This window comes from Salinibacillus xinjiangensis (assembly GCF_009649735.1).
GTDB classification, from domain to species: domain Bacteria; phylum Bacillota; class Bacilli; order Bacillales; family Alkalibacillaceae; genus Salinibacillus; species Salinibacillus xinjiangensis.
In genome coordinates this window covers 75,240-101,543 of record NZ_WJNH01000004.1, presented here as the reverse complement: position 1 = coordinate 101,543, position 26,304 = coordinate 75,240, and the positions used below count along the sequence as shown (strand labels likewise).

Below are 26,304 nucleotides of genomic sequence, written 5' to 3'. Positions count from 1 at the left end.
TGTTCTTAGGCATACTATTCAATGATCTGTAGCTCTTTGGGAAACTTTGTTAGAGTTTCATATCCGTCTTTAGTTACGAGTACATCATCTTCAATTCGAACTCCACCGAGATCTGGGAGGTAAATGCCTGGTTCAATGGTATAAACCATTCCTTCCTTCAGTGTTCCATCATTTTTATGACTAATAGAAGGGAACTCATGAACATTAATTCCCATTCCATGACCAATTCGGTGCGGGAAGAAATCTCCATAGCCTGCATCTTTGATGATATTGCGGGCAACATGATCTAAATCACCGATTCGAAAGCCTGGCTTGCTTGCCTCAAGTGCAGCTAGCTCGGCTTTTAGAACAGTCTGATAGATCTCTTTTTGTTTTTCTGTGACTGATTTGAAGGCTACCGTTCTGGTGATATCTGAGCAGTATCCATCTAATACAACGCCGAGGTCAAACAACACCATGTCACCAGGCTTTAGTTTACGATCACCAGGGTTGCCATGAGGATCACCAGATTTTTCACCGAATAGAACCATGGTTGAAAAGGACATTTCACGAATTCCCTTTTTCTTTAGCTCATATTCGATTTTGGCTAAAACCTCCATTTCACTTATACCTTCTTCAAGTGCGTCGACACCCACCTGAACCCCGAAGTCAGCAATTTCTGCTGCCTTGCGAATAATCGCAATTTCCGATTCATCTTTCACTACACGCATTTCATTTAATTGTTCTTCTACTGAAACGACTTCTACCTTTGGAAAGAAGGATAGGAATTGTTCGCTGCGTCTATATGTAAGAACATCCTTTTCCATAGCCACTTTTTCCACTTGGCCAAGTTCCTTCGTTTCAAACTTTGATTTTAATAACTCCCATGGATCTTCATCATCAGAATACCCGATAATGTCATATTCCCATCCGGCACGCTTTAGTTGTCCAGACTCCATCGCAGGTAAGATAAAGACAGGCTCCGCTTGCTTAAAAAGAAAAATGCCCATTAGCCGTTCGTGAGGGTCGGTATAAAAATTAGATATGTAAAATACATTTTCAGTTGAATTCAAAAATGCTACATCAATGCTTGCATCTATCATCCAATCAATAATTTGGTTTAACCTATTCTTCATGTTTGTACACTCCTATCTCTTCAGAGTCAAAAAGGATTATCTACCTATATCATACGCCATATTTCATGCTGACGAAAGTAGCAGACTGCGAGCCTTTTGTGAATAGATACCTTCCTTCGTTCACAACATAACAGGAGACTAGTTGAAATAAACGCAACATATCAGAGGCAAAATTTTAAGGTATAGAGAAAGGAACATGTCTATGGAATGGCTAGCAATCCTACCTTTTATTGTCGTCATTATTTTTGCTATTTGGACAAAGCAGGTAATCCCAAGCTTGTTTTTAGGTGTACTGACAGCGGGGTATCTTTCCGAGCCTCACTGGTTAAACGGATTAACGGAAACCCTCCGCTTTGTGATTGAAAGCTTAACCGATCCCAACAATTTAAAAATCATCATCTTTTTATATTTGTTCTCGGCAGTAGTAGGAATTATGAGGATGTCTGGGGGAATTAAAGGCTTTGTGGAAACAGCCTCCAAAAAGGTCAAAGGAAGAAAAAGTGCAATTTTTTTAACATGGATTTCAGCTTTAGGTACGTTTAGTGCACCGAGCTTTCGGATTGTAACCATTGCTCCTGTGATGAAGGCGATGCGGAAAAAGGTCAACATGAAAAAGGAGGAGCTCGGATTTATTATTGAAACGACAGCCTCACCCTTAATTGTACTGATTCCGGTTGCCACTGCGTTTGTAGGCTATATGACGTCAGTGATTGAATTGTCCCTTCATCAATCCGATACAGAACAGGATGCCTATGGACTCTTTTTAAGTAGTATTCCCTATAATTTCTTTGCCTTTGCGATGCTGGCAACGGGAGTTTATTTTGCTTTATTTCATAATGTGAAAAAATCGATCAAGGTACAGGAGGATTCCAACCAAGAAGAGGAGGACTGGGTTGATTGTCACCCAGCTGTTGCTAAGGACCTTCCTGCCAAGCCATTGAACTTGCTTTTACCATTGGCGAGTGTCATTTTATCTACATTCTTTTTCATGTATTTTTTAGGGTTAAAAAGTGGTTCTCGAGGATTGGAGGTATTTCTTGAGGCCAATGTGCTAGATGCTATGGTATTAGGTCTGCTTTTTACTGCGGTGTGGCTGTTAGTTTATTTGTTACGAAATCATAAATTAAAAACGATGATGGAGAACTTTGTTGACGGTGGAAACGAAATGATGGGAGTTATTGTATTACTTGTATTAGTTTGGGCATTAAGTGTCGGATCAGAGGCTTTAAATTTTGCCGATATTGTGTCTTCTTCCTTATCATGGATTCCTCCTAGCTTCGTAGGCGGCCTATTATTTATTGTCGGCTGTGCATTAAGCTATTTTATCGGGTCATCCTGGGGAACCTGGGGGATTTTAATGCCGGTTGGTGTATCTCTTGCCCAGGTGTCGGGAATGGATTTGGCCTATGTCATCGGGGCCGTATTTGCGAGTGGAACCTTTGGCGCATTTGCATCGCCGTTAAGTGATGATACCAATACAACGGCCGGAATATTAGATTTGAACCCGATGCAGTATGCTAAATTCAAACTAAAACCGGCTCTCATTGCAGCCGGTATTGCAGGTGTATTATTTTTCGTAGTTCCATTCGTGTTGGATCTCTAGGTTTGATTTCTTGTTCGTGATTGCGCGATAAACTGACCACTGCAGCGTAAAGAGAAAGCACGCAGCAATTTCTAAATTTATAAAATAGATAAAGCCACTACCAAAGAAGCTTAACGGGGTAGTGGCTTCTGGTGTTTGGTTTAAATATAAATAATTCGATCCAAGTGCGCCATTAACAGCCGCCATTAGTAAAGCATAAACATTCAAATATCCGAATGTCTCGAGCACATGCTTAAAGGTTACACGTCTGTTCATATAAATGGAAACTAAATAGATTCCGGTCCAAGAGATGATCATATGATGGATAAAAAATTTCATAAACCGGTAATGCGGAAATGCATGTGGGAGTTCAGGTGTAACAAGTGCGAGCATGGCTGGAATAATCCCAATAAAAAAGGTGATTTGGACAAGCTTTTGATTTTTGGTCATTAGGGCCAACATCCCCAAAATCGAAGCGATGCCACATAAATGTAATGGCAAATGTTCCACTGTATTCCATACTCCATTAACTACTGCCCAGGTTTGATAGGAAATTTCAGATAGTAGCAGTAGGGTGAATAAACTCCATCGAAGGACTTCATTTATTCCTTTGTGGTTTTTAATTTGTTGAAAAAAGCTGATAAACAGAATAATTCCTAGGATATATAGTCCGAGCATGATGATATGGCTGATTGAAAAAGCCTGAAATGGTTCTGTCATGATATTTCCAAACCAATTCTCCATCCCAATTCCCCCTATTAAAATTAGGATATCACGGTTGCTTCAGAGTGTCAGCACCTCAGGTTAGAAAGATTCATTTCCCAGAGTACCCAAATGTAGGCACTGAACATAGGATATTTAGCAAAAGAAAAACCGTAAGCGATTACAATTAATCATTTATTTTCAACAAGTAAGGAGGCTTTTTAATTTGGCTAAATCAATGATTACGGACAAAAAAGTACGGAATTTTATCAATGGAGAATGGGTTGATGGGAAAGGGGAAGAGAGTACACCGGTAACTAATCCGGCAAATGGGCAAAAAATTGCTCAAGTACCACTTTCCACTTTAGAGGATGTAAATGCCGCGGTGAAAGTAGCGGCTCAGGCACAAAAGGATTGGGCGCAGGTTCCCGCTCCCCAAAGAGCAGAGATTTTGTATCAGGTTGGGCATTTAATGAAGGAACGCAAGGAAACCCTATCCAAAATTTTAACCATGGAAAATGGCAAGGTGTTAGAAGAAGCTCGTGGGGAGGTTCAGGAAGGAATAGACATGGCGTTTTATATGGCAGGAGAGGGACGTCGTCTGTTTGGTCAAACCACGCCATCTGAATTAAGGGATAAGTTTGCCATGAGTGTAAGGGCACCAGTTGGAGTAGTAGGCATCATTACGCCATGGAATTTTCCAATTGCCATCGCGACTTGGAAGTCCTTTCCGGCTATTGTTGCAGGAAATGCTGTCATCTGGAAGCCCGCAACAGAAACACCGTTAATGGCCCATGAAATGACTAAAATTTTTCATGAAGCAGGCTTACCTGAGGGTGTTCTCAATGTAGTCTATGGTACGGGGTCAAAGGTGGGGGAGGCCATGGTCGACAACGATGGCATTCGGGTGATCTCGTTTACAGGCTCAAATGAAGTAGGGCGAACGATTGCTAGCAAGTGTGGGTTAAAGCTGAAAAAGGTGTCCTTAGAAATGGGCGGCAAAAATGCGGTAATTGTGATGGATGATGCGGATTTAGATTTAGCCGTAGAAGGCATTTTATGGAGTGCGTTTGGTACGAGTGGGCAGAGATGTACAGCCTGCAGCCGAGTGATTGTCCATGAGGATGTAAAGGAGGACTTAGAAGATAAACTGCTAGCCGAAATGAAAAAGCTAACCATTGGAGACGGACTGGATGAGAGTGTGAAGGTTGGACCCGTCATCAATGCACAAGGGCTAGCTAAGATTGAGAAATATATAGACATTGGAAGGGAGGAAGGAGCCAAATTATTAGCAGGCGGCCATGTGATGAATGAGGAACAATTCCAGGGTGGCAATTATTTTGCACCAACCCTTTTTACAGATGCTACCCCAAATATGCAAATAGCGCAGGAAGAAATTTTTGGTCCTGTAGTGTCCCTTATTCCTGTTAAGAGCTTTAAAGAGGCGATTGAGGTCAATAATCAAGTTGATTTCGGTCTTTCCAGTTCTATTTTTACGAGGGATGCCAATCAAGTGTTTGCGGCTCAGCGGGATTTAGATACAGGGATTGTATATGTGAATGCAGGAACAACTGGAGCGGAAATTCACCTGCCATTTGGGGGGACGAAGGGAACGGGGAATGGTCATCGTGATTCAGGGACCGCAGCCCTAGATGTGTTTACGGAATGGAAGGCTGTCTATGTCGATTACAGCGGCAAATTACAACGAGCTCAGATTGATATTGACTAAGGAGGGTGATGAATCTATGAAAATAGCAGTTCTAGGAGCAGGCTTAATGGGCAAGGAGGCAGCCCGCGATTTGGTCAATAGTGATAAGGTAGAGTTCGTTGGATTAGCTGATATCGATTTGGAGCAGGGCGAAAAAGTATGTCAGCAGCTAAACTCGCCTAAAATTCAGGCATACCAGGTAGATGCAAGTAACCCAGATGAGCTCGCTGAATTTATGCAGACATTTGAAGTCGTCATTAATGCCTTATTTTACACGTTTAATGAGCAGGTCGCTAAAACAGCTATAGAGGTTGGCGTTCATTGCGTTGATTTAGGAGGACACATTGGTCATATTACAGATTCTGTTTTGCAGCTACACGAGGATGCTAGGCGGGCCAATGTAACCGTCATTCCAGACTTAGGAGTGGCTCCAGGAATGATAAATATTTTATCAGGATATGGGGTGAGCAAGTTAGACGTTGCCGAATCAATTCATTTGTATGTCGGAGGAATCCCTGTTCATCCCGAGCCACCGCTGGAATATAATCATGTATTTTCCATGGAAGGGCTGATGGACCATTATACAGACCCAGCGCTCATCATTCGAAATGGAATGAAACAGGAAATCCCATCGTTATCTGAGGTGGAGAACATCTATTTTGAGAAATTTGGTCCCTTAGAAGCCTTTCATACTTCAGGGGGAACCTCAACTCTCCCACATTCCTTCCCCCATTTAAAAACCCTAGAATACAAAACGATTCGTTACCCGGGTCATGCAGAGAAATTTAAGCTGTTGGTAGACTTAAATTTAACGAGAAAAGAGCTTCAAGTTAACGGTTCAACTGTATATCCGCGAAAGATTCTATTAAAGGTGTTGGACCCTATTTTAGATTTAAAGGATAAAGATGATGCAGTGCTTTTAAGAGTCGTGGTTGGTGGGCTTAAGGGCGGTAAGGAGGTCTGCTATCAATACGAAATGATGACCTTTAAGGACAGACAACGTCAAACTACAGCTATGGCACGTGCAACGGCCAATACGATTTCGGTTGTGGCTCAAATGATTGGTGAGCAGTCCATTACGAAAAAAGGGGTTTATCCACCAGAAAAAATCGTGCCGGGAAGACTTTATATTCAAGAAATGGCGAAAAGAGGGGTGAAAATTAAGGAGGATATAGTTTAAATGAGAGGTTGCCTGTTATTGGAGACAGGCAACCTTTATGGTTATTCAGGATCCCATGCTGGTAGTGTTTTGTTTAGTGGTTTGTCTTTTCGATAGCCTAGAGCATATTCGGCTTGCATAATGGTATGAATTTCGCGGGTTCCTTCATAGATCACAGGTGCTTTGGAATTTCTAAGATATCGCTCGACTGGGTATTCGTTGGAGTATCCGTACGCCCCATGAATTTGCACAGCATCATCGGCAGATTTGTTGGCTATATCACAGGCCTGCCATTTTGCTAGTGAGGTCTCTCTTGTGTTCCGTTTCCCTTGGTTCTTGAGCTCTCCAGCCCTATACACAAGCAGGCGACTCATTTGTAGACCTGCCTCCATATTGGCAATCATTTGTTGGACGAGCTGATGTTTTCCGATTTCTTTGCCAAACGTTTCTCGTTCATGACAGTATTTCACGCTTGCCTCAAGACAGGCCATAGTGAGTCCACATGCCCCGGCTGCTACTGTGAATCTTCCATTATCCAATGCGGACATGGCAATCTTAAATCCTTCTCCCTCTTCCCCGAGCAAGTTCTCTTTTGGAACTCTGACCTCATCAAAGAATAATTCACCTGTGTTTCCGGACCTGATCCCAAGCTTCCCTTTGATAGCCTTCGATGAAAAGCCTGGCATGGTTCTCTCCACAATAAAAGCTGATATGCCGTGGTGCTTTTTCTTTGAGTCTGTTAAGGCAAAGACGATAAAGTGATCGGCAACATCACAGAGGGAAATCCAGGTTTTCTGCCCGGAAAGAATGTAATCATCCCCATCCTTTACGGCCGTCGTTTGCATAGCCGCAACATCGGATCCCGCTCCAGGCTCTGTTAAGCCAAAGGCACCAATTTTTTCTCCTTTAGCCTGGGGTGTAAGGTATTTATTTTTTTGTTCTTCAGTTCCCCATTGCAAAAGTGTCATGCTATTTAGCCCTGTATGTACAGAAACGGCGGTACGGAATGCGGTATCCCCACGCTCTAGTTCCTCACAAACAATAGCTAGAGAATTGTAGTCCATGCCACTCCCGCCGTATTGTCTAGGGATACAAACACCCATTAATCCAAGCTCAGCCATTTGCTTGTGGAGGGATTGGTCATAGCGCCCCTCTTCATCCCACTTTGCGATGTGTGGGAGGATTTCTTTGTTTACAAAGTCTCGTACGGTTTTTCTTAATAGTTGCTGTTCTGCACTCAATTCAAAATCCATTTTATTCACTCCTTTCTATGAATCTATTCATTTCCATCATAGTATATGTAAGTGGATATTAATAGTTATAATTTTTTAATTTATTAGACATGTAAACGCATCCGCGGTAAGGGTGTATAAAGTTTTTTGGGATTCTTCATTTTTTGACAAAAATCTATTTACAAATATACAAATCAATGTATAATTATTAACTACAACGAATAAATATACTAAAATTAATTCAAAGGAGACTTACAAAATGAAAAAATTAGCCATGCTATTTATAGGAATTGCACTTATATCATTAGTTGCTTGTGGAAGTGAGGATACATCAGGCAGTGCAGAGGAATTACAGGAGCTTACCATCGCTACAGATGCTGCCTTTGCACCTTTTGAATATATGGATAAAGGTGAAATAACAGGCTTTGATGTTGATTTTGCGACAGCAGTATTGAAGGAAGCAGGATATCAAGCAAACTTTGAAAATGTAGGATGGGAAACGATGCTGCAGGATGTGAAGAACGAAAAGGCTGACTTGGCTGTTGCGGGGATTACGATTACAGATGATCGGAAGGAAACCTATGATTTTTCTCTACCATACTTTGAGTCTACTCAATTAATCTTAGTACCTGAGGATTCATCAATTAGTAGTGTAGCGGACCTAAAAGATAAGCAAGTAGGGGTTCAAATTTCAACAACAGGTGCAACAGCTGCTGAAAAAATCTTCGGAGCGAATTCAGACCAAGTGAACCAATATGACAAAGTTCCACTTGCGATTATGTCCATGCAGCAGGGTGATGTAGACGCAGTCATCGTGGATAATGTGGTCGCACAGGAGTATATTAAGAATAATCCAGATGAGGCTATTAAGGCAGTAAACGATTCTTCGGCCTTTGACTCTGAGTATTACGGATTCATGTATCCAAAAGATAGTGAATTAGCGAAAGAATTAAATGAAGCGATGAACACCGTATTTGAAAATGGAACATATGAAAAAATTTATGAAGACTGGTTCGGACAAAAACCAGACATGAGCACTTTAACACAGTAAAAATTTACCGCATGTGGGGTCAGACCCCACGTGCCTTAAAGCGCTAAAGCATTAGGGGGAAGTCAGCATGAATATAAGATGGGATATTATAGAAGAATATATGCCTTTTTTCTTAAAAGGAACGTTATTGACAATAGGTATTTCACTAGCCGGGATCCTCATTGGGGTTTTGTTAGGCTTGTTTGTAGCCCTTGGCCGTATGGCACCGAATAAGCTGCTACGTTTTCCGTTTCTAGCCTATATAAACTGTTTTCGAGGTACACCTGTCCTAGTGCAACTATTTATTGTTCACTATGCTCTTCTACCATCTATATATCCTGATGCAACAGCCATGGTCTCTGCGATAGTTACACTGAGCTTAAATTCATCAGCATATGTGGCGGAGATCTTTAGAGCGGGTATTCAATCAATCGCCAACGGCCAAACCGAAGCCGCTCGCTCTCTAGGCATGAATAAGGTTCAAACCATGAGATACGTTATATTACCCCAGGCTGTTCGGAGAATGGTTCCACCGCTCGGGAATGAATTTATCACCCTTATTAAAGAGTCGTCGTTAGCTTCTGTCATTGCGGCTAAGGAATTAATGTACTGGGGGGATGCCGCAGTTGGCCAGTACTACGTCGTGTGGGAACCGTATATCACCGTGGCGGTTATCTATCTCATTATTGTGCTCGGTTTAACGTATTTGCTACAGGTAGTAGAAAAAAGATGGGTCCAAGCGTAATCGAATATATTTCTTATGGAAGTGCTCCAAGTTTAGCTTGGGGCTTTTTTTTATATAAGGAACTTATCCATTTGTCACTCACCAATTCAATCATGCAACCAAAGGAGCAACTGGTTTGATAGAAGTTACAAAATAACAGGATTGTTAAAAGCAGGCGCTGAGCTAAGGCGTCTGCTTTATGTAATTTGAGCAGAGATGACCATGGGAGTGGGAGACGAGGGAGATGTGAATGTTTAAATTTGTGACGTGAATATAAGCTGGAGTGACTTGAATATCGTATGAAGTGACTGGAATATGCGGTATTGACGGAATTGAGAGGAGAGGTGACGTGATTAGAGTGACTGGTACTTGAAAAAGAAAATTACTGACAGTAATAATCCACGAGGCGACCGAAATCCAAGGGTAAACTGACCTGATCCCCCTATCCACCGCCTACCTAGTTCATCCCACCCCACAATCATGTTATAATAAACCAGACATTTAACATAAAGGAGGCAGATAGAAGTGCCGGTTTCAGATCAAAAAGTACTCCGCAAAATGATGAATGAAGTCCAAAAGGCGATGGAAAACCAACATGATGCAACAAAAATGAAGGAACACATTAAATCAGTCCGGTTATTAACCGATTTGTTTATAGATGAAGAATCCTCAACAAGTGAAACAGATGTTTTAGCCAAGCTTACAGAGGAAAAACAAATGAAAACTCAGGCTGTACAACCACAAGAGACCCGTCAAATGCAACAAACAGGACAACAATCAATCGACCATGAAGGAGCAAACGGATCCTCAATCTTTGACTTTTAATCAAAAAAACACAAACAAACTAGGGGGAATAAGTTTATGAAGTTATTTATAATTCTAGGGGCCATTAATGGCTTTCTTGCTGTTGCTTTAGGTGCCTTTGGTGCCCATGGCCTCGAAGGAAAATTGAGTGCAAAAATGCTTGCTACGTGGGATAAAGCTGTGACCTATCAAATGTTCCATACAGTCGCATTGTTTATTACAGGTATTCTCGCTTTAAAATTGAATCAATCCTTAACAGGAGCGGGTTGGTTTTTCTTTATCGGAATTCTGTTGTTTTCTGGTAGTTTGTATATCTATTCCACTACTGCAATTAAAACGTTTGCAATGATTACACCGTTAGGAGGCGTAGCCTTTCTAATTGGTTGGATCATGCTCGGCTATGCCGTTATTAAATATATTTAAAAATATAGAAATGAAGACAATAAAAAGATTAAAAGAGCTCGAATGATTTGCTCCACAAATTGAACATGGTTTCGACGTGATTGGTAAGCGAGCCCTTCAAACATAAAGCTTAAAGATAGGGCATAAAACGCAAAAAGGAAAAATAAAGGTGTATCACTCTGCCAGAGAGCTAAAACACCAAATAGAAAGCTAGTAAATAAGGAAAGATATTGATATTGAAAAAATTTCTCAGCCTGATGTCTCATCATGCTCTTCCTTTCAGCATAAACATTCATATATACTCGTCCCGTTTGAACGGTAAGAAAACCCCTTGTCAATAGTAAGATGACAAGGGATTTTTCTATCAATCTTCTTTTTCGTCATCCATGTGATTATTACGCAAATGGATATTGATATTCAAGTTCTTCATCAAAGGTTACATAATCGAGATAAATCATTAATAGAAGGTAGCGACGACCTGTCTGTGGATCACTTAACACAATATGGTCTCGACCAGCCGCTTCTATGATTCCTTTGAACACTTTGGCATTCCATTGGGTGTTATTTTCAAAAGTCATGTAAACCGTTGCCATTTTACCTCGGTTTAAACGTAAAATATTTTCAATGTAGGACTCTTCCTCAAATGGGACACCACCATTTTGTCCCATACCTGCATCAGGTCCTATAGGTGCTCCAGATGGTGGCATTTGCTGCATTCCACCAGGCATTTGCCCCATACCGCCTGGCATCTGCTGCATCCCATCAGGCATTTGACCCATTCCACCTGGCATCATTCCAGGCATCATACCTCCTGGGGCCATTCCTTGTGGCATACCTCCTTGTTGACCTCCTGGGAAACCTCCTTGAAATCCAGGTGCTTGTGCTTGCGGCTGCTGCTGTGGACCGCCTTGAAATGGTGCGCTAGGGCCTTGCCCCATACCATTTGATGCATTTTCTTCAGCCATTACATGGACACTCCTTTCTAAAATACAGTTGGACATTCTGATTGAGTAGGTGAAAAGAAACAATGGGATTTATATCTACCTGTGTTCCACTGTCCAAACCACTGTGCCGGACAGCTTCCTTCAGGCATGAAAAACCATAAAGAATTGGTAGCGGGATGTTCCCGTCTTCCTCTTAATACTTTAAGGGCTAAATCTAAATCTTTACTTCTAGCTCTTTGATAAAAATAACTTTTCTGTGTTGCTTCAAAGCCACCAGGTGATTGGTACACCATGTCATTTATGGTGCGTATGTCTTTAAAATCCAGGCAATCAGCACGTACACGGTTGACCCCGGTATTTCCAACCATTAACATCCCTAGCTGCCCATCACCTTCAGCCTCAGCACGCATTAGTCTTGCTAATAATTTTTGACCTGCAGCAGTAAAGGGAATCACTGCCAAATAGATCACCTCACTTTACCTAGGCTAAGTGTTCGTGATTTTTCAAACCAGCTTCAATAGGGGTTCCTCTCATGGTCTAATCCATATATGCCTAATAGACATTACACCTTAGTCTATGTCGTAAAATGGGTGAAAGTTCCAAAAAAATATACCTTTACCTATAAAATTTATATGCTTCATAACGTGGGATATGCATGAGGATGCAAAGAGGAATCATAAAAAAACCCTATGTTCAACATATGTAAACATAGGATTTTTAGAACTTATTTAGTTGAATTTTTTACACATGAAGCAAGGGTACAAGCTCATCAAATGTTTTGCGGTGGCCCACATAGAAGGAACCAAATTCAGCAAATCGTGCACTTACTTCATCAAAGCGCATTTCATAAATCAATTTTTTGAACTGTAGTACATCATGTGCAAATAAAGTGACGCCCCATTCCCAATCGTCAAAGCCAACGGACCCAGTAATAATCTGGCGTACTTTACCAGCATACTTACGGCCAGTTTTTCCGTGAGCGTACATGAGCTTACCGCGCTCTTCCATAGAAAGAGAATACCAGTTATCATTCCCTTCACGACGCTTGTCCATTGGATAGAAACAAACATGATTCCATTTTGGTAAAATCGGCTTTAACCTTGCTTGAATCTCAGGGTCCGTTTCTGGATCTTTATCCTTTGCCATGTAAGAGGATAACTCTACAACGGAAACATATGAGTATACAGGCTCAGTAAATTCGGCAAATTTGGTTTTATTAAAGGCAGTTTCGATTTCATTTAATTCTTCCATAGTTGGTCGAAGGTGCATAAACATGAGGTCAGCTTTTTGACCAACAATGGAATAAACGCCAAAGCTACCTAATTTGATTTGCTCCCTTTCCTGCCATTTTTCATATTCATTTCTAAGTTCTGCAAGGGCTAGTTCGCGTTCTGTAGCAGATGCCTCTTTCCATGCCGCCCAATTAATGGTACGGAAATCATGCAGGCAATACCAGCCATCTAAGGTTTCAACTGCTTCACTCATCTATATCGCTCCTTTTTCCTTCGTACATACTTTCCATGTTTAATATAACACAAGTTATTGGCAATATTAAAAACATAAACACGCTGTAAATACGACAAATTTGTGTACAAAGTGATTAGAATCCTCTAGTCATTAAAATACATCAAACAGGGAATAGTAAGAAGGGATAGCTGGAAGGATATGGGATATAGCAAAATGATTTCATTAATACAGCAAATAGGTTAAAATATATAACAGATGCAGATTTTAGGAGGGAAACCCATGAGTGATCTGTTTACAACCTTAAAAGAAAAATTACATAATAATGATAGAAAAATCGTATTGCCTGAAGCTTCCGATGAACGTGTTATTGAAGCTGCAGGTAAACTTTCTGAGGAAGGTGTTGTTACGCCTGTACTAATCGGAAATGCGGATGAAGTAAAACAGAAAGCAGAGCAGCTTAATGTCAATGTGGACAATTGTCAAATCGTAGACCCAGAGAACTATGACAAATTTGATGACATGGTCAATGCCTTTGTGGAGAGAAGAAAAGGGAAGGCAACAGAAGAGAAAGCACGTACTGTTTTGAAGGATGAAAATTACTTCGGAACAATGCTTGTCTATATGAATGAAGCGGATGGTCTAGTCAGTGGTGCGGCTCATTCAACAGCAGATACCGTGCGCCCAGCCCTACAAATCATTAAAACGAAGGAAGGAATTAAAAAGACTTCCGGAGTATTCATTATGGTGCGCGATGATGAAAAGTATGTGTTCGCTGATTGTGCTATAAACATCGCACCAAACAGTGAGGATCTAGCAGAAATTGCGGTAGAAAGTGCACAAACAGCTAAGCTATTTGATATTGACCCACGTGTCGCGATGCTAAGCTTCTCTACGAAGGGATCAGCTAAATCTGAGGAAACAGAAAAAGTGGAAAATGCCATTCAACTAGCCAAGGAAAAGAATGCTGATCTTGTGGTAGATGGTGAGTTCCAGTTTGATGCAGCCTTTGTTTCGTCTGTTGCGAAAAAAAAGGCACCAGATTCTCCAATCCAAGGAGATGCCAATACGTTTATTTTCCCAAGCTTAGAAGCAGGAAATATTGGCTATAAAATTGCACAACGTTTGGGTAACTTTGATGCGGTGGGTCCAATTTTGCAGGGACTTAATCAGCCTGTGAACGACCTGTCAAGAGGCTGTAGTGCCGATGATGTTTATAAGCTATCCATTATTACGGCGGCTCAATCTATAGGATAATACAAAAAAGGTGTAAGCAATTTGTTTTTCAACATTTGCTTGCACCCTTTTTTTATCCAAACACTTTTTCATTTCTCTCCACCATCTGTTCAAGTCGCTTCTCGAACCAGACTAACTCCTGGTCATTTAAGGGTTCTGTTTTGATGGTATTAGATATTTCATTTAATTTATATAAAATACGATTCCGAATGTCCTCAACTGTTATTGGTTTTCCGAGTAATTCGCTCAAAGATGCCATTGAATCTGGTTGAATATCAGGGTAGGTGAAACGAGACGATTCACCCTGTAATCCTTTTTCATAAAACTGTTGAACGAGTGCTGCCCGTTCTGAACCGGAACCATCCACACACATGTAGATTTGGACTGCAGTTCCGTCTTTGACCCGTCGTTGGGAAATGCCAGCAAATTTTTTCCCGTTAATACTGAGGTCGTAATCCCCAGGGCAATAGGACCCTACGACTTCATAGGCCTCAATATTCACCTGCTCAGGCATAAACAACTCCTTCACAAACGAGACCATGGCTTCATACCCATCGTGGATGCCGAGCTTCTTTCCAGTCGGAAAAATGAGTGAAAGGTTTAAGATGCCAGGATCAAGAACTACAGCTAAACCACCTGAATTCCTTACCACTATCTGATATCCATTAGCCTGTAAAAATTTGATTCCCTCTTGCAAATGGGGGAGACGGCTGTCAGGAATCCCGAGTACAATCGTGCGGTCATGCACCCATAATCGTGCTGTAGGAGTCGAAATCCCTTCACTAACAGACAGGCAAAGGGCGTCATCAGTCGCGAAGGATTGCATGGCGGGTATATGAATGAAATTGGATTGATCTAAAAATCGGACTTGATCAAAATGTAATATAGGATGAAGATCCTTCATGTTCTGTTCTCCTTTATGTCAATCTAACTATTCTATTATAGCAAAATATTAGGCTTGTAAGAATGATGGGTAATCAACTACACTTAGAATTAGTCACAAAAATTTTTTTATGAACCAACACCTTAGAATAAGCGCAATTGCGCACGAAATTTGTCAACACCTGAAAAAGTCAAGGTGTTTTTTTGACGATAAATTTTATATAATAAAACAAAGTTAAACGGAATCTAATGCGGAAAGGTCGGGAAAAATGTCGTATCAGAGCGAGCAGCTAAGGGAAGAAAAAGTCTTCAAAGACCCTGTACACCGTTATGTTCATGTACGAGATCGTGTGATTTGGGATTTAATTGGTACCCCTGAGTTTCAGAGACTGAGAAGAATTAAACAGCTAGGCACTTCTTTTTATACATTTCATGGAGCGGAACACAGTCGTTTCAACCATTCCCTTGGAGTCTATGAAATTGTGAGAAGGATACTAGAGAACTTTAAAGAGCATCCGGATTGGAATGAAGATGAGCGTCTTTTATGTTTAACAGCTGGTTTATTACACGATTTGGGACATGGACCATACTCACATTCGTTCGAAAAGGTATTTAATCTCGATCACGAGGACTACACGCGTGAAATTATTTTGGGGGATACGAGCGTAAATCGTATTTTAAAGCGTGTGGATCCTAAATTTCCGCAAAACGTTGCCGATGTGATTGGTAAGACCTACTCTAATAAGCTTGTTGTGAGTATCATTTCTAGTCAAATTGATGCGGACCGTATGGATTATTTGCAGCGGGACGCCTATTTTACTGGGGTTAGCTATGGGCATTTTGATATGGAACGCATACTCAGAGTGATGCGGCCTATGGATGAACAGGTTGTCATTAAAGCAACAGGAATGCACGCCGTTGAAGATTACATCATGAGTCGCTACCAAATGTACTGGCAGGTTTATTTCCACCCTGTGACGAGAAGCTCGGAGGTTATTTTGACGAAAATTTTACACCGAGCAAAGCATTTGTATGAGCAAAATTACAAATTCAAACTTGCCCCGCTTCATTTTGAATCCTTCTTCAAGGAGGCACCAACCCTTGAGGATTACTTAAAGCTAGATGAATCGATCGTCATGTATTATTTCCAAATTTGGAAGGATGAAGACGATGAGATTTTGAGTGATTTATGTAATCGATTCGTCAATAGGCACTTATTTAAATATATTGAATTTAATCCGAACCATCAATTTGAGCAGTGGATGGAGCTACATAAGCTCTTTACAGAAGCGGGAATAAATCCAGATTATTATTTAGAAGTGGATTCATCGTCAGATCTACCGTACGATTTTTACCGCCCGGGTGAGGATGAGGAACGTTTGCCGATTCATTTGGTGATGAAAAACGATGAATTAAGAGAGCTTTCCCGCGAGTCCGATATCGTTGAGGCGATTTCAGGCAAAAAACGTACGGATCACAAACTTTATTTTCCATCTGATTTTATCGAAGCCTTATCTGATGATAGTCATATTAAAAAACGTATTTTGGAGATTTTAGAGGGATAGGAGTTGACCAATTGTGTTACAGGAACATGCCAAATTAATTACGTTCTTTTCTGAGTGCAAGGAGCTTGTGGGCAGAAAAAGATTGCAAAAGATGATCTACATCTTAAAAAAGTGTCAGTTTCCTTTTTCGGAACGATATCAGTTTCACTTCTATGGTCCTTATTCCGAAGAGCTAACTTTAAGAGTGCAAGAACTTATCAATCTCGGATTTTTACAGGAAGAAAAGGAAAAGAAAAGTGGCTACTATCAATATCGTTACACCCTAACAGGTGAGGGCGAAAAGTTTTTGGATCACTACAACCTAGATATGCCGAATATGGATGAACATATTGAAAAAATGAGTGAGACAAGCTCCCGGTTTCTAGAGCTCGTTTCCACGATGCTGTTCTTTGAAGGGATGCCGAAAGAGGAAGTAGAAGAAAAAGTGCTAACCGTGAAGAAGAAACAGAATTATACGAGCGAAGAGCTGCAGCAGGCTTGGAACTTTATTGGCGATATGGGTATTCAGCATTAAAAGATGAAGGAATCCACCCGGAGATGAGGAAGGGGTGGATTTTTTCTCATCTTGTGAGGACTGAGCCTGATGCTGGCTTGGTGTTTGGCTAAAAATGGCGCTGAGTGCTTGGGCTAAAGAGAACCGGGAAAATGCTGAAGATTTAACGTGTTTTGCTAAAGGTCTCCGATTATGCTGAAGCTTGTCACAGGTACGCTTGAGTTTACTGCAGACAAGCTGAAGAACAAGGATTAATGCTAAAGTCTCAGCTAGTTTTACTAGTCACCTCTCGATTAACACCTGTAGCTTAAGCAAAATTACACCCGGAAATATCAGAAAGTTTAAATAATACTGAAACAAAAGACTCACATCATCCGTCTATTGTATATAAGAAAATGCTACTAGGGGTGGACTTATGAAATTTATCAAACCATTCATTTATTACATATTAGGAATCGTTGGCATATTGTGTATTAGTATTATGCCTCAGGTGTTTCAAACTCGAGGATTAACTGACATCAAAGGTTACTTTATCGATTTAAGTCAGTTTTTCAAACAGTTCGTTAACCCTGATTCATGGGTGTACATAGCAGGGCGCCCGCCGAAGGAATTTCCTTTGCTTGATGTCTTGTGGGACCCGTTTATTTATTCGATGCAAATATTACTTGGTGCCCTATTGCTAGGTTTCCTAATAGCTTTTATTTTTGCTTTTGTTGCAAACTTTTTACCGAAAGTACTGTTAAATCCAATCAAACGTTTGCTTGATTTGCTGGAATCTGTACCAGACCTTATTGTTGCCATTCTCTTACAAATGCTAGTCATTTATATTTATAAGGCAACAGGAGTCAAGATTTTTAGCATTGCAACCTATATGGATTCAAAGATTTATTTAGCCCCTATCATTACACTCGCCATTTTGCCAATGGTGTCTTTGTTCAAAGTGCTGCTCCTAATGGTAGAGGAGGAATTTTTGAAAGACTATGTAGTATTCGCAGAGAGCAAAGGGATCAAACGTAAGGCCATCATTTTACGGCATATTTTAAAAAACATTACGCCGAGTGCTTTTTATCATTCAAAAGTTATTTTATGGGGAACCTTATCAAGCCAATTTATCATTGAGAGAATCTTTAGTATAGAAGGATTGACCTTCTATATGGTCGAGGGGTTCGACCCGATTACGATAGCTGTTTCCCTCATCATGCTGTTTACACCGTTTTTTGTTTTTTACCAGTTCATTGATGTTTGGTTAGAAGAAGAACGAGTCTATGGCAAAGTGATTGGTCAAAAGAGAAGTAGATGGCGTAGGGTTCAAGCCATTCAGCCGTTAGTCAGTTTACGAAATTTCATAGAAGGCTTTGGTAGGTCCATCAAGCAAATTCGTAAACCACGGCTGCTTATGGTTTATCCATTGAAAGTATTTTTTGTTCATATGAAAAATATTAAATTTGCGATTGGTAGTCTATTTTTTATCGGTTTAATTGTCTATAGTGCTCTTTATTCCATCACGACTGATAATCATGTAGACCAGGAGAGAATCGTATATGAGGAGGATGGAGCGACAATAAAATCAGCTCCACCTCATGCACCACCTGAACCCTTTTTATTAGGGTCTGACAAGCTTGGCTTTAGCCTTTATGACCAAATAGTGATTGGGGCTAAGTATACGCTTATCTTTGCGCTTGCCATTGCGCTACTTCGTGTATTGATTGGATTTCTGATGGGTACATTTTATGCATTTCACTTAAATACAAGGGGACAAAAGTGGCTTGAGAAACTCGTAGATTCCACACATTTTCTCCCGCTCAGCATTATTGCGTATTTATTGTTGGCTCCGATTTTAATGGAAACAAGAGTCGGATTTGCCTATAGCTTTAGTGAGCGAATCATTATCGAAATCGTTATATTGACGATTTTGGTTGTTCCTTTGACTACAGTTTTAATTGGTAATGAAATGAAGCAAACCTTAAATAAAGAGTTTATTACGAGTGCAAAGGTATTAGGTGGAAGCAAATTTCACGTTTTATGGAAACACATCATTCCACACATTGGTCCAAGGTTGACGATTGTTTTCGGGCAGCAGTTTATTCAGGTACTACTCATTTTTATCCACCTTGGAGTCTTTAACTTTTTCTTCGGTGGGACGAATGTTAGCTTTGAAAATCCACCCGATCCACCAAGGTCGATTACCTATGAGTGGTCAGGATTAATCGGATCGACCACATATGCGATGTCAGGCAATCGTTATTGGATTATCCTCTGGGTGTTAATCGCATTTATGCTATCGATTATAGCCATGCAATTTATTATTCAGGGGGTAAAAGAGGTCCAACAGGTTAAAGTTGGGGTTGTCTATAGTAAAAGGAAATTACGAAAGAGTGTAATGAAACAGAAACGCCAGCAGTTGAAAAAGGAAACCTTAACAGACGAGGACTTTGTTTGGGTGCATCGACGGGATGGCGAGGTTCCTCTAGAGTGATGAAAAGGCCAATCTCCTATAAGTTTAGGAGCTTGGCCTTTTTGAGTATGTAGATTAATCTTCGTCACTTAAGCGTTTACCAGCGACTGCGTAATGATTCTTAGACATTTCTTCAATAAACACAACGACTTTCTCTTTAGAGGCACCTGTGGTCTCTACAACAGCATCAGTTACTTTTTCTACTAAGGCCTTTTTCTGATCCTCAGAACGACCCTCTAGCATTTTGACATTTACATATGGCATGGTGATTCCCTCCTTATTTAACGTTATTTACAGTTTATTTCACTTTTCTAAAAAAGCCAAGTATGTCCGAGTGGGAATTCGTTGAAGATGTGTTTAGGTGTTGGAATATGTTAAAATGATAATCAAACTTTCCCTGAACAACTGAAGGAGGTTTATGGAAGTGGCAGATAAAAAAGAACCAAAGAAAACCCAAAGCTTTACAATAATGAAGGATGATCCAATAGATGGCCACCCAGGCTACAGTGGAGGTGGATCGTTTAGTCTTGAGAATTTATCGCCTATCATTGTAGATCCAAATGAGGAGAAGGCATTTGTGGATATGGGAGCCATGCATGCCCGAAGTGTAGTGGAAAAACGTATCAAGTTTTTACCAGACCGCAATGAAGTCCCAAATGGAAAATTATATTGGATTGCATGGACAACCGTAGAAAGGGATGAAAAAGGTCCGTTTTATTACGGTGTGGCAGCAAGTGAATTAGTCGTAGATCGCGAAATTCGCCGTGGCTACAAGCTATTACCTGAGCATGTTAATCATATGGATAAGGCTCTTAAAGGTAGAGTGATTGTTGACCACATGGACGATAAATCCAAAAAGGTTTTAGGTGATTTTCTAAAGGAATTCAATCCTGACATGTGGGATAATTCTCGTGAAGAAGTACATAAAGCCTTTGACGAATAGGCTGAAGGAAAAATTTGAAAGAATTGTGAACGTTTTTTGAATATCTTGTGCTTTTCACTGGAACTTTGTAAAATAAGTACACATGGGTTTACATGTTTACTAGGACAAGAAAAAGGGTCGACCTAGCATTAATTGCGGTCGGCCCTTTTTCTATGGGGTTCATGGGTGTGGTGCAAGGGTGAAAAATGGATTGCAGTGAGACGGTGTAAATTGCTCTTTTTTAAAGAATCTGTTTTCGCAAAGTTTGTTGCTTTTTATTAATTCGCAGTTGATAGTAACTGCGACATAGTTAGACTCTTTAGTGTTGCTGAGTCGTTCTGAATAATATTGAGTGCATGCAAACCGTTCCGGCAGAATACTTCGCTTTCCATGGGCACGGCCTCAGCCTCCTCGGAAGCAAAGACCGCTTCCTGCGGGGTCTTCACCACGCTTCCTCCCATAGGAGTCTCCGTATTCTGCCTCCACTATTTGAGTGTTCTGATGAATGCATATTTAAAAAGCTTTTGATTACCAAAAGTTCAGCTCTAAATAAACGAATGAGGCACTGCTTATAGCGGAGGAAATACACGGAGACTCCTGGTCGGTTAAAAACGGCCACGTCCTGTGGCCAACACCGACACTCGAACGTCCTGTTCTTCGTGGGATCAAAGAGACAGGTGAGACCCCGCAACGTAGTGAGGAGGCTCACCGCTCGCCCGCGGCAAAGAAGACACTATGAAAACGACCAAAGGGAGTTTGAATAGATGTCGCACTTGTGCCCTTGGGTGAAAGCGAAGTGTATTTCCGTAGCGACGGTTTCGTACTCATCAAATTGATATTTGGAAACGAGTCATGCTAAAGTTACGTCGCAATTTATATCTATTGCTAAATAAAACAGCAACAATGTTTACGAAAACAGCCTTTAAAATAATTGAACCGTTTTCCACACAATTGAACACTAACTAGAGGGATTGAATATAGATCTTTACTTTTCAACATCTATTTCATCAATTGCAAAAAACATCTCCACATTGCACATCCAATCGTCCAATTGCATCTTGCGCTAACACCATTAAAATCCTACCCAGTCCCAAAGAGAGCTTCCATCCTCTTTCTCATCCTTTGGTTGGTTCGGATCAAACAGATTTTTAGGCACATGAAGTGTACAGGATTCTCTCGGTTCGGTTCCTTCGACGAAATAGGTAACACGCTGGTCCTCACAGCCAGAATGGGCAATTTTTCCGGTGTGGGAGTCCATGGAAACCGCAACAACGCCTTCAGGTGGCTTAAACTTTTTCACTGGGAGCTCCTTATGTACAGCCTCCATGTAATGAGCCCAAATGTTTCGCGCATAGGCTTGTTCCTCTGTTTTCGTGATTTTTTCATTTTTGTCATAGCCTGTCCAAACGGCAGTAGTCACCTGAGGGCTAAAGCCAATCATCCAGCTGTCGGTATTGGTAGACCCAGTTTTGCCCGCATATGGACGGCTGAGCATATCCTGAATGGCGGCGCCAGTTACCCGACTGTAATCATTTAAGTTTTCATCAAACATCCCGGTCATTAAATGGGTTAAGATAAAGGACTGCTTAGGGTCAAGCACCTGTTCCTTTTCTGTTTTTTTGCGCTCATATAAAACTTCGCCCTCGGCATTTGTAATTTTGGTAATGGTATGTGGAATCACATCCTTACCCCCATTAGCCAAGACACTATAGCCCTTTGCCATTTCCAGGACTGATACAGATGCAGTACCTAAGGCAAGTGATGGGACAGCAGGAAGTTCACTTTTAATACCAAATTCCTTCGCCGTTTCCACTAAGGTTTCAGGCTCATAGAATAGATTCGTTTTGACCGCATAAATGTTATCGGATAGCGCAATGGCTTGAGCCAGTGTAATTTCATCGTTGGCATAATAGCCGTTATAGTTCGAGGGTGCGTAAACGCGCCCATCGGCTAATTCAAACTGTGTTGGTGCACTCTCGAGCGGTGTTGCAGGTGTATAACCCCGCTCTAAAGCTGCATAGTACAGGAATGGTTTAAAGGTTGAGCCTGCCATTCGTTTGGCTTGTACTACCCGGTTATATGGACTCTCTTCATAGTCACGCCCTCCTAATAAAGCTTGAACAGAACCGGTCTTCGGCTCAATGCTGACCGCAGCCACTTGAATTTTAGAGGAGTCATCCATCTGGTTTTCGGCTGTTTTTTCTAATGCCTTTTGCTTTTTTGTGTCTAAGGTGGTGTGTATTTTGTACCCACCTGTTATGAGCTCCTCCTTTGTGATATCTAATATTGTTGTTGCTTCTCCTATGACAACATCCTGAAAATAGGGTGCAATTTGTTTTCCTTGTCGTTCCTCTTCCTGTGCAATTGCCAGCTTCTCCTGCTTAGCATGCTTGAGTTCAGTCTCGGTGATTTCACCCTGGTTGGCCATAAGCTTTAGAATCATTTGCTGTCTCTCTGTGGCATGTTCAGGATGATTGATCGGCGAATAATAGGAAGGCCCTTTAGGAATTCCAGCTAGCAATGCCGCTTCTGCAATGGTCAATTCATTGGCATGCTTATCAAAATAATAGCGACTTGCAGCCTCCACTCCATAATTGCCGTGCCCGAAGTAAATGGTATTTAAGTAGCCTTCAAATATTTCATCCTTTTCATAAAACATCTCCAACCGTAAAGCATAGATGGCCTCATTGATTTTACGGGTCCACGTTTTTTCATGATTTAGAAACAAGTTGCGGGCATATTGCTGGGTAATGGTGCTTGCCCCTTCGACCTTGTCCATATTAACAATGTTTTTTATCATAGCGGCGGCAATTCGAGACATGTCAAACCCAAAATGCTCATAGAAGGATCGATCCTCCGTTATGAGAAAAGCCTTTTTTAGATGAGGGGAAATTTCATCAAGCTTCACCCAGTAACGATTTTGATTTCCGTGTTTTACCCCAATCACTTCTTCCGCATTTGAATAAATAACTGTATTCTGGTCACTAGTGAGGGAAGGAGGTCCTTGAGAATAACTATAAAAATACACACTTAGGGCACAAATAAACATAACCCCCAAGCCAATGAGAAAGCTATATATAAACCATTTTAATAATCGGTGACCACGTTCCAAAATAGCTCCACCTTTCTTAGAAGTGCGTAGGCGACTTGGTTACACCTAATAGGCATAAGACGAGCCTTGTAGTGACGGTTTTGTCACGAAAAGGATTGACTTTATGACCTCAAGGGTGTAGGAGCCGCAACCAGACATCTGAAAAAGCTTATTATTCAGTATGGAAATGGAAATGTGTTTTTAAACAAAAAATTGTCGGATTATACCGATTTAAAAAGTACTTAACATTTATGGCTTAATTCCCTATAATTTGGTGGATGACTGTCAGAAAGGAAGATGAAGACTTGAGCTTATGGTTTACGGAAAAACAAACAGAGAATTTCGGTATCACAGCGAAAATAAATAAAACGTTACACACAGAACAAACCGATTATCAAAAATTAGATATGTATGATACAGAAGAATGGGGTAACATGCTTGTATTAGATGACATGGTTATGACCACGAAAAGAGATGAGTTTGTCTATCATGAAATGGTCGCTCATGTACCCTTGTTTACCCATCCAAGTCCAAAAAATGTATTGGTTGTAGGCGGTGGAGATGGAGGGGTGATTCGTGAAATTTTGAAACACCCCTCTGTTGAAAAAGCAACCTTAGTTGAAATTGATGGAAAAGTAATTGAGTACTCAAAAAAATATCTACCTGAAATTGCAGGAAGCCTAGATGACCCGAGAGTAGAGGTGAAAGTCGATGATGGCTTTATGCATATTGCCCAGAGTGAAAAAGAATATGACGTCATCATGGTCGATTCTACAGAGCCTGTGGGTCCTGCGGTGAACCTGTTTACGCGGGGTTTTTATGACGGAATATCAAAGGCTTTAAAAACAGACGGCATTTTTATTGCTCAAACAGACAATCCATGGTTTAAAGCAGACCTTATTTATCAGGTCTTTCACGATGTCAAAGAAATTTTTCCAATTACCCGTCTATACACAGCCAATATTCCAACCTATCCAAGTGGGTTATGGACCTTTACGCTAGGAAGCAAAATTCATGATCCATTAAAGGTAAATCAGGAACGATTCCATGACATAGATACCAAATATTACACGAAGGAGCTTCACTATGCCTCCTTTGTGTTGCCGAAATTTGTGAAGGATTTGACGGAAAAGTAAATAGGGAGTGGACTCGCTCCCTCTATATTACATAATGTGTGAGGTGTTACGGATGCGATTTGATGAAGGTTATTCCGGAAAAGTTTTTATCATGAGCCGTCCCACCCATGAAGAAGCAGATGCGATTATTTATGGTATGCCCATGGATTGGACGGTAAGCTTTCGACCTGGCTCACGGTTCGGCCCTAATCGAATTCGCGAGGCGTCACTAGGCCTTGAGGAGTACAGCCCTTATATGGATAAGCACCTTGAGGAAGTGAACTATTTCGATGCGGGGGACATTCCATTACCGTTTGGAAATCCGCAACGAAGCTTAGATATGATTCAAGATTATGTTGAAAAAATATTGGAGCAAAACAAATTTCCATTGGGCCTTGGTGGTGAGCATCTCGTCACCTGGCCGATAATTCAGGCAGTTTATAAAAAATATTCCGATTTGGCGATGATTCACATTGATGCCCATGCGGATTTACGTGAGGAGTATGAGGGAGAGGCGCTAAGTCACTCCACACCTGTTCGTAAAATCTGTGAGCTAATTGGACCAGAGAACGTGTTTTCTTTTGGTATCCGCTCAGGCATGCGGGCGGAATTTCAATATGCTGTGAATAGTGGCATGTATATGGCCAAATATGATGTAGTAGAGCCGTTGCGTGAGGTATTGCCTCGTTTAGCGGGTAGACCTGTCTATGTCACCATTGATATTGACGTCCTTGATCCAGCCTATGCGCCTGGAACGGGAACCGCTGAAGCAGGAGGGATAACGTCCAAGGAGCTTCTTGAGGCTATTCAAAAGATTGCCGAGTCGGACCTTAACGTGGTCGGGGCTGATTTGGTTGAAGTGGCTCCTGTGTATGATCCGACGGAAAAGACCCCGATTGCTGCTAGTAAGTTTGTGCGTGAGATGTTGTTGGGGTGGGTGAAGTAGCGGATAGCTGCAGGTGATAAGCATGGTCGCGTGTGTGTGCGTGTGTTGTTCAGCATTTGATGGTGGAACTCTAGCAAGGTAACTGAATGCTTTAGCTAAATATGAGAGGACAACAGCATATATAAGGTGATCTTTAGCTAATTTAAGTTTCTTCAGCAAAAATAATGTATACATTAGCTTTTATTAGTTAATCTTTAGCATCCACCGCCCCCAACGCGCACCACCCCCAAACATTTGAGAATTTCCCCCCAAATCTTTATAATAGATAAGACCTAAACCAATGATCGGAGCGATACATCTTGGCTGGTAACCCAATGAATGTTAAAGTAACATTAAAAACTGAGATTACAGACCAGAGTTTTCGTGAACAAATGGATGTAGTGGAGAAGGGTGAATTCTATGATAACGATGATACCCATGTGTTAATTTTTAATGAACATGATGAGGATGGGAATGCCATCCGAAACATGATTACCATCTCTCAGGACAAAGTGGTCGTGAAACGTAAGGGCAAGGTGAAAATGAATCAAATTTTTCGTGAGGACCGAATTACGGAAAGCACCTACTATCATCCATATGGCACAATGCGTATGGAGACAGAAACAAAGGATATTGAGTTTTCAGAACCGGTAAAGGGCCTGCTTGGCCAGGTGGATATTAGTTATTTGCTAAGCATAAACGAACAGGAGCCACAAAGTCATAGATTGACGCTTACATATGAAAGGGAGTAAAG

At 41.1% G+C, this 26,304-nt stretch carries 25 protein-coding genes; 15 read left to right on the top strand and 10 right to left on the bottom strand.

Features of this window, described 5'->3' with window-relative positions; genetic code table 11:
- Window positions 1-14 precede the first annotated feature (14 nt).
- Complete coding sequence (locus GH754_RS07910; RefSeq protein WP_153728180.1) at window positions 15-1,115, bottom strand: M24 family metallopeptidase; 1,101 nt, start codon at window positions 1,113-1,115, stop codon at window positions 15-17.
- A 196-nt stretch (window positions 1,116-1,311) separates the two neighbouring features.
- Here GH754_RS07910 and GH754_RS07905 point away from each other — a divergent pair, with 196 nt between their 5' ends.
- Window positions 1,312-2,718, top strand: coding sequence for a Na+/H+ antiporter NhaC family protein (locus GH754_RS07905; protein ID WP_153728179.1), 1,407 nt, complete (start codon window positions 1,312-1,314; stop codon window positions 2,716-2,718).
- Here the strand turns inward: GH754_RS07905 and GH754_RS07900 are convergent.
- Window positions 2,683-3,441 (bottom strand): YwaF family protein, encoded by a 759-nt coding sequence (locus GH754_RS07900; protein ID WP_153728178.1) that lies wholly within the window; start codon window positions 3,439-3,441, stop codon window positions 2,683-2,685. The two genes, GH754_RS07905 and GH754_RS07900, sit on opposite strands and share 36 nt — an antisense overlap.
- Before the next feature lie 196 nt (window positions 3,442-3,637).
- Here GH754_RS07900 and GH754_RS07895 point away from each other — a divergent pair, with 196 nt between their 5' ends.
- Window positions 3,638-5,128 carry an aldehyde dehydrogenase family protein gene (locus tag GH754_RS07895; protein WP_153728292.1) on the top strand — a complete coding sequence of 497 codons (1,491 nt, stop codon included), beginning with the start codon at window positions 3,638-3,640 and terminating at the stop codon, window positions 5,126-5,128.
- 16 nt (window positions 5,129-5,144) lie between these two features.
- On the top strand, window positions 5,145-6,287 hold the full coding sequence (locus GH754_RS07890; RefSeq protein WP_153728177.1) for a saccharopine dehydrogenase family protein: 1,143 nt from the start codon (window positions 5,145-5,147) through the stop codon (window positions 6,285-6,287).
- A gap of 41 nt (window positions 6,288-6,328) precedes the next feature.
- On the opposite strand, the gene GH754_RS07885 is transcribed toward GH754_RS07890, so the two are convergent.
- Window positions 6,329-7,519, bottom strand: a complete 1,191-nt coding sequence (locus tag GH754_RS07885; protein WP_153728176.1) for an acyl-CoA dehydrogenase family protein — start codon at window positions 7,517-7,519, stop codon at window positions 6,329-6,331.
- A 238-nt stretch (window positions 7,520-7,757) separates the two neighbouring features.
- Here GH754_RS07885 and GH754_RS07880 point away from each other — a divergent pair, with 238 nt between their 5' ends.
- The 4 genes from GH754_RS07880 to GH754_RS07865 all read left to right on the top strand — a co-directional run bounded on the left by GH754_RS07880 (window position 7,758) and on the right by GH754_RS07865 (window position 10,479).
- Entirely contained in the window at window positions 7,758-8,549 is a 792-nt protein-coding gene (locus GH754_RS07880; protein ID WP_153728175.1) for a basic amino acid ABC transporter substrate-binding protein, read from the top strand.
- A 67-nt stretch (window positions 8,550-8,616) separates the two neighbouring features.
- Window positions 8,617-9,273, top strand: a complete 657-nt coding sequence (locus GH754_RS07875; protein WP_153728174.1) for an amino acid ABC transporter permease — start codon at window positions 8,617-8,619, stop codon at window positions 9,271-9,273.
- 504 nt (window positions 9,274-9,777) lie between these two features.
- A complete protein-coding gene (locus tag GH754_RS07870; RefSeq protein ID WP_153728173.1) occupies window positions 9,778-10,077 on the top strand; it encodes a YwdI family protein in 300 nt (99 codons plus the stop codon).
- A 36-nt stretch (window positions 10,078-10,113) separates the two neighbouring features.
- Complete coding sequence (locus GH754_RS07865) at window positions 10,114-10,479, top strand: DUF423 domain-containing protein (protein WP_153728172.1); 366 nt, start codon at window positions 10,114-10,116, stop codon at window positions 10,477-10,479.
- On the opposite strand, the gene GH754_RS07860 is transcribed toward GH754_RS07865, so the two are convergent.
- The 4 genes from GH754_RS07860 to hemQ form a co-directional block, all read right to left on the bottom strand.
- Window positions 10,476-10,754, bottom strand: coding sequence for a hypothetical protein (locus GH754_RS07860; RefSeq protein WP_153728171.1), 279 nt, complete (start codon window positions 10,752-10,754; stop codon window positions 10,476-10,478). The genes GH754_RS07865 and GH754_RS07860 overlap by 4 nt on opposite strands.
- 99 nt (window positions 10,755-10,853) lie before the next feature.
- Window positions 10,854-11,396: a spore coat protein GerQ gene (gene gerQ / locus GH754_RS07855; RefSeq protein ID WP_407690660.1), complete on the bottom strand. Its 543-nt coding sequence runs from the start codon at window positions 11,394-11,396 to the stop codon at window positions 10,854-10,856.
- A gap of 44 nt (window positions 11,397-11,440) precedes the next feature.
- Complete coding sequence (locus tag GH754_RS07850) at window positions 11,441-11,863, bottom strand: cell wall hydrolase (RefSeq protein WP_153728170.1); 423 nt, start codon at window positions 11,861-11,863, stop codon at window positions 11,441-11,443.
- Between the two features lie 280 nt (window positions 11,864-12,143).
- Window positions 12,144-12,887 (bottom strand): hydrogen peroxide-dependent heme synthase, encoded by a 744-nt coding sequence (hemQ, locus tag GH754_RS07845; protein WP_153728169.1) that lies wholly within the window; start codon window positions 12,885-12,887, stop codon window positions 12,144-12,146.
- A gap of 261 nt (window positions 12,888-13,148) precedes the next feature.
- On the opposite strand from hemQ, the gene pta reads away from it, so the two are divergent.
- The gene (gene pta, locus GH754_RS07840) at window positions 13,149-14,123 is read left to right on the top strand and encodes a phosphate acetyltransferase (RefSeq protein WP_153728168.1); all 975 of its coding nucleotides are present in this window, start codon (window positions 13,149-13,151) and stop codon (window positions 14,121-14,123) included.
- 52 nt (window positions 14,124-14,175) lie between these two features.
- Here pta and GH754_RS07835 read toward each other — a convergent pair whose 3' ends face one another.
- Entirely contained in the window at window positions 14,176-15,006 is an 831-nt protein-coding gene (locus GH754_RS07835; protein WP_153728167.1) for a lipoate--protein ligase family protein, read from the bottom strand.
- A 247-nt stretch (window positions 15,007-15,253) separates the two neighbouring features.
- Between GH754_RS07835 and GH754_RS07830 the strand changes: the two genes are divergently transcribed.
- The 3 genes from GH754_RS07830 (at window position 15,254) to GH754_RS07820 (ending at window position 19,518) form a co-directional block, all read left to right on the top strand.
- Window positions 15,254-16,549 carry an HD domain-containing protein gene (locus GH754_RS07830; protein WP_153728166.1) on the top strand — a complete coding sequence of 432 codons (1,296 nt, stop codon included), beginning with the start codon at window positions 15,254-15,256 and terminating at the stop codon, window positions 16,547-16,549.
- A 13-nt stretch (window positions 16,550-16,562) separates the two neighbouring features.
- Window positions 16,563-17,063 (top strand): YwgA family protein, encoded by a 501-nt coding sequence (locus GH754_RS07825; protein WP_323741912.1) that lies wholly within the window; start codon window positions 16,563-16,565, stop codon window positions 17,061-17,063.
- A gap of 394 nt (window positions 17,064-17,457) precedes the next feature.
- Window positions 17,458-19,518, top strand: coding sequence for an ABC transporter permease subunit (locus GH754_RS07820; RefSeq protein WP_153728165.1), 2,061 nt, complete (start codon window positions 17,458-17,460; stop codon window positions 19,516-19,518).
- A gap of 54 nt (window positions 19,519-19,572) precedes the next feature.
- Here the strand turns inward: GH754_RS07820 and GH754_RS07815 are convergent, their stop codons facing one another.
- Window positions 19,573-19,761: a 2-hydroxymuconate tautomerase gene (locus tag GH754_RS07815; protein WP_153728164.1), complete on the bottom strand. Its 189-nt coding sequence runs from the start codon at window positions 19,759-19,761 to the stop codon at window positions 19,573-19,575.
- Window positions 19,762-19,915: 154 nt separating this feature from the next.
- On the opposite strand from GH754_RS07815, the gene GH754_RS07810 reads away from it, so the two are divergent.
- The gene (locus GH754_RS07810; protein ID WP_153728163.1) at window positions 19,916-20,440 is read left to right on the top strand and encodes a YwhD family protein; all 525 of its coding nucleotides are present in this window, start codon (window positions 19,916-19,918) and stop codon (window positions 20,438-20,440) included.
- 1,051 nt (window positions 20,441-21,491) lie between these two features.
- On the opposite strand, the gene GH754_RS07805 is transcribed toward GH754_RS07810, so the two are convergent.
- Entirely contained in the window at window positions 21,492-23,531 is a 2,040-nt protein-coding gene (locus GH754_RS07805; protein WP_228550192.1) for a transglycosylase domain-containing protein, read from the bottom strand.
- Window positions 23,532-23,815: 284 nt separating this feature from the next.
- Here GH754_RS07805 and speE point away from each other — a divergent pair, with 284 nt between their 5' ends.
- From speE to GH754_RS07790, 3 genes are all read left to right on the top strand, one after another.
- Window positions 23,816-24,646, top strand: coding sequence for a polyamine aminopropyltransferase (gene speE, locus GH754_RS07800; protein ID WP_153728289.1), 831 nt, complete (start codon window positions 23,816-23,818; stop codon window positions 24,644-24,646).
- Window positions 24,647-24,698: 52 nt separating this feature from the next.
- Entirely contained in the window at window positions 24,699-25,571 is an 873-nt protein-coding gene (speB, locus tag GH754_RS07795; RefSeq protein WP_153728162.1) for an agmatinase, read from the top strand.
- A gap of 314 nt (window positions 25,572-25,885) precedes the next feature.
- Entirely contained in the window at window positions 25,886-26,302 is a 417-nt protein-coding gene (locus GH754_RS07790) for a DUF1934 domain-containing protein (protein WP_153728161.1), read from the top strand.
- Window positions 26,303-26,304: the final 2 nt, after the last annotated feature.

Bases quoted from the DNA above. Each gene is read 5' to 3' on its own strand.
- GH754_RS07910 (WP_153728180.1), bottom strand. From the start codon at position 1,115: ATGAAGAATAGGTTAAACCAAATTATTGATTGGATGATAGATGCAAGC.
- GH754_RS07905 (WP_153728179.1), top strand. From the start codon at position 1,312: ATGTCTATGGAATGGCTAGCAATCCTACCTTTTATTGTCGTCATTATT.
- GH754_RS07900 (WP_153728178.1), bottom strand. From the start codon at position 3,441: ATGGAGAATTGGTTTGGAAATATCATGACAGAACCATTTCAGGCTTTT.
- GH754_RS07895 (WP_153728292.1), top strand. From the start codon at position 3,638: ATGATTACGGACAAAAAAGTACGGAATTTTATCAATGGAGAATGGGTT.
- GH754_RS07890 (WP_153728177.1), top strand. From the start codon at position 5,145: ATGAAAATAGCAGTTCTAGGAGCAGGCTTAATGGGCAAGGAGGCAGCC.
- GH754_RS07885 (WP_153728176.1), bottom strand. From the start codon at position 7,519: ATGGATTTTGAATTGAGTGCAGAACAGCAACTATTAAGAAAAACCGTA.
- GH754_RS07880 (WP_153728175.1), top strand. From the start codon at position 7,758: ATGAAAAAATTAGCCATGCTATTTATAGGAATTGCACTTATATCATTA.
- GH754_RS07875 (WP_153728174.1), top strand. From the start codon at position 8,617: ATGAATATAAGATGGGATATTATAGAAGAATATATGCCTTTTTTCTTA.
- GH754_RS07865 (WP_153728172.1), top strand. From the start codon at position 10,114: ATGAAGTTATTTATAATTCTAGGGGCCATTAATGGCTTTCTTGCTGTT.
- GH754_RS07860 (WP_153728171.1), bottom strand. From the start codon at position 10,754: ATGAATGTTTATGCTGAAAGGAAGAGCATGATGAGACATCAGGCTGAG.
- gerQ (WP_407690660.1), bottom strand. From the start codon at position 11,396: ATGGGGCAAGGCCCTAGCGCACCATTTCAAGGCGGTCCACAGCAGCAG.
- hemQ (WP_153728169.1), bottom strand. From the start codon at position 12,887: ATGAGTGAAGCAGTTGAAACCTTAGATGGCTGGTATTGCCTGCATGAT.
- pta (WP_153728168.1), top strand. From the start codon at position 13,149: ATGAGTGATCTGTTTACAACCTTAAAAGAAAAATTACATAATAATGAT.
- GH754_RS07835 (WP_153728167.1), bottom strand. From the start codon at position 15,006: ATGAAGGATCTTCATCCTATATTACATTTTGATCAAGTCCGATTTTTA.
- GH754_RS07830 (WP_153728166.1), top strand. From the start codon at position 15,254: ATGTCGTATCAGAGCGAGCAGCTAAGGGAAGAAAAAGTCTTCAAAGAC.
- GH754_RS07820 (WP_153728165.1), top strand. From the start codon at position 17,458: ATGAAATTTATCAAACCATTCATTTATTACATATTAGGAATCGTTGGC.
- GH754_RS07815 (WP_153728164.1), bottom strand. From the start codon at position 19,761: ATGCCATATGTAAATGTCAAAATGCTAGAGGGTCGTTCTGAGGATCAG.
- GH754_RS07810 (WP_153728163.1), top strand. From the start codon at position 19,916: ATGGAAGTGGCAGATAAAAAAGAACCAAAGAAAACCCAAAGCTTTACA.
- speB (WP_153728162.1), top strand. From the start codon at position 24,699: ATGCGATTTGATGAAGGTTATTCCGGAAAAGTTTTTATCATGAGCCGT.
- GH754_RS07790 (WP_153728161.1), top strand. From the start codon at position 25,886: ATGAATGTTAAAGTAACATTAAAAACTGAGATTACAGACCAGAGTTTT.